Origin of the sequence: Shewanella sp. ALD9 (assembly GCF_002836315.1) — a bacterium.
Lineage (GTDB): Bacteria > Pseudomonadota > Gammaproteobacteria > Enterobacterales > Shewanellaceae > Shewanella.
In genome coordinates this window covers 1-2,987 of sequence record NZ_PJCD01000009.1, presented here as the reverse complement: position 1 = coordinate 2,987, position 2,987 = coordinate 1, and the positions used below count along the sequence as shown (strand labels likewise).

General features: G+C 36.7%; 2 protein-coding genes. Both read right to left on the bottom strand.

All coding sequences use genetic code 11. The features are described from left to right. Window positions 1-175: 175 nt before the first annotated feature. The gene (locus CXF88_RS14260) at window positions 176-1,060 is read right to left on the bottom strand and encodes an Mph(E) family macrolide 2'-phosphotransferase (RefSeq protein ID WP_000155092.1); all 885 of its coding nucleotides are present in this window, start codon (window positions 1,058-1,060) and stop codon (window positions 176-178) included. Between the two features lie 55 nt (window positions 1,061-1,115). Then, a complete protein-coding gene (msr(E), locus tag CXF88_RS14255; protein WP_000052512.1) occupies window positions 1,116-2,591 on the bottom strand; it encodes an ABC-F type ribosomal protection protein Msr(E) in 1,476 nt (491 codons plus the stop codon). Window positions 2,592-2,987: the final 396 nt, after the last annotated feature.

The following is a 2,987-nucleotide window of genomic DNA, read 5'->3' as shown; positions in this document are numbered from 1 at the left end:
CGTTAATATAATGATATTTAAAGAGAAATATCAAGCATTTCGTATAAGAAATTTTATGTTAAATGATTGTTAGAAATGCCCCTTGATCGAGGCATTTTCTATAAAGAATACTAAAAACTAATTAAAGCCAACCAAGTTTCAAAACAAGGCAGTTCTCAGCAATCATATTTTTAAATTATATAACTCCCAACTGAGCTTTTGCTCCAACGATAAGGCTTTCATTTTGAGTTTCTAAGGCAAATAAACCATACATCAAAGGAGAGGCCGCTGCTCTTTCTAAAGTCTGTTCATATAGTTTATTCCAAACTTTACCCCCTAGTTTTTCATACTCGATGATTAGAGTTTTGAGGCTTTCTTCTCCAAACAAAGTTACATGCCCAGCAAAATCAATCGCTGGGTCATCTATATGGGCTGTTGACCAATCAATAACGCCTGAAACAGCTCCATCCTTTGAAGCTAGTACATGCCCAGCATATAAATCGCCATGTATAAATTGGGTGAAATCTGCCCATAGAACATCATTATCCAACCATTTTCTGTAGCGGGTTTCCAATTGCTCACTTATACCAATTTCAGATTTTACTAACTGCAAATTGTTTGCTATTTCAGGTCTTAAATCTGAAGGTTTCATAATTTTCAAATCATTTTCCCGAACTTCTTTTTCAGGAATACTATGGATTTCAAATAAGGTTTTTGCCAAAGATGTTATGTATTTCGGGCTATCTTTGTCCATATTCCAAATTATTTCATAGGTTTCAGCATCCAAATTTAAAACAGGATTATCTTTAAGTATGGGATAAGCCACTAATTCTGTAGATGAAATTCTCCAATCAGGAACCTCTACAGAAAGATGTTTTTTTACCAATTCTAAAATGCGTTTTTCTTTCTTGATTTGTTCCCTCATGCCATCACGACGAGGAATACGCAGCAACCATTGTTGCCCCTTTGTATCAAGAGCAAAAACGACCTTAAAATCAATGCCCATTTCATTGAAATTCATTTTGTCCGTAAGCAACAAGCCGTGTGCTTCAGCAAGTGATTGAATATCTTGAATTGTCATTTTTAATTTCCTTTAAAGAGTTCAATAATTAATGTTCGGATTAGATTGGCTATCATTAACAATCTCTCTCAAAAGTCTTGATGATTTTGTGGTCTTTGATCTCGTAGATAATGTCAGCAATATTATCGACCAATTGCTTGTCATGAGATACGAAGATAATAGTTCCTGCATAGGACTTCATCATTGTTTCTAATGCGGCAATACTTTTTAGGTCAAGATAGTTTCCTGGTTCATCCATAAGCAAAATATTATATTTTCCTAAAAGCATTTTGGATAAAAGCAGTTTGATGATTTCACCTCCCGATAAGTCGGATAAGTTTTTTTGAATATCATTCGCTCCGATCCCCATTGAAGCCAATACTGCACGAATTTCCGCAACTGTGTACTCGCACTCTTCCTGCATAAAGGAGAGCACAGATTTATGCGTGTTAAATTTATATCCTGTTTGTGTAAAGTAGCCAATTTCAGCTTTTGGAGATATGGTTAATCCATCAGCACGTTCTGATATCATTTTTAACAAGGACGTTTTCCCTGTTCCATTCGATCCAGTTATAGCGACTTTAGCGCCAAGCGGTATTATAAAGTTAGCGTCATCAAAGATAGTACGGCTACCAAATTTTAAGCTCAGACCATCTGCCGTAATCGGGAACTTATTGTGCAGTTCTAGGGCTGAACTTTGACGAAAACGAATAGAACGCAAATGCTCTGGTGCTTGAATATCTTCTAATGCAGCCAAACGCTTTTCCATACTCTTAGCTGCCTGATACAGTTTTCTTTGCTTGGTGCCAGTCATTTTTGCATGCCCAAGTCGTCCAGCACTTTCGGTAGAGTTTTTGGATTTTTCTCCTTTTTTCTTATTGTCTAATCGATTAGCTTGCTGGCGTTTTTCTTGCACAGCAGATTCTAATCGCTCCCGTTCCTTCATCATCAGCTCATATTCTACGGCTTGGTGTTGTCGCTCTTCTTCTTTTTGACGCAAGTAATCCGAGTAACCACCCCAATATTCCGTAATTTTACCGTCTTTTAACTCCCATATCTTGTCTACAACCATATCAAGAAAATATCGGTCATGACTGATAACAAGTAATGCTCCATCAAATGCTTTAAGTTGACCAATAAGTAGATCTATTCCATTGAGATCAAGGTGGCTGGTTGGTTCATCCGCTAGAATGCCATGTACTTGTTGGGAAAATGCGGCAGCAATTTTTGCACGAGTTTCCTCTCCGCCACTCATTGTGTCGTTTTGTACATTGGAAACACCAAGGCGAGATAACATTGCCCGGTCTTCGACCGTTTCTATTTCGATTCCGCCCAGTTGGCTGATATGTGCAAAATCACCAAAACGCTGTAATGTCGCTTCGGCTAAAACAATTTCGCCATTAAGTACTTTGAGTAAACTACTCTTTCCTGCTCCGTTATCACCCACAAGACCAATACGGTCATAAGAGTGAATTTCCAATTCATCAATATCCAAAACATCACGCCCAGCATAATCCAAGCGTATGTTTCTCGCTTTAATAATTAAACTCATTTTTATTTACTCCTGTTTAGCTCTTGAAATTTTTTATGCAGCAAACAGGATTTAGGTGAAAACAAAAGCTAGCATCACAGTGTCCTCCCAAAAAAAAAGCTATTCATCCACAGGGTGGACAAATAGCTAGTCAATTAAGTTATAACTGGAAACTATGCACTAAAAGCATACTTATAAATTAAGCATACTTTTACTTTATATATCCGCATATATTCTTAAAGACACAACAAAAGCCCACCATTATAAAATAGTGTCACTATGCAAATAGTTGTGTCTTAACGAATGCGGATAGAATGCATAAACTTACCTAAAAAATAAAATTCAGTTTTATGATAACTTTACTGTTAAAAGAAGTCTAGACAACCTTGTTTTATGCTTGGATATAAGGCTTATTTT

What these genes read in the sequence shown, in the direction of transcription:
- CXF88_RS14260 (WP_000155092.1), bottom strand. Translation starts at nt 1,060, where the DNA reads ATGACAATTCAAGATATTCAATCACTTGCTGAAGCACACGGCTTGTTG.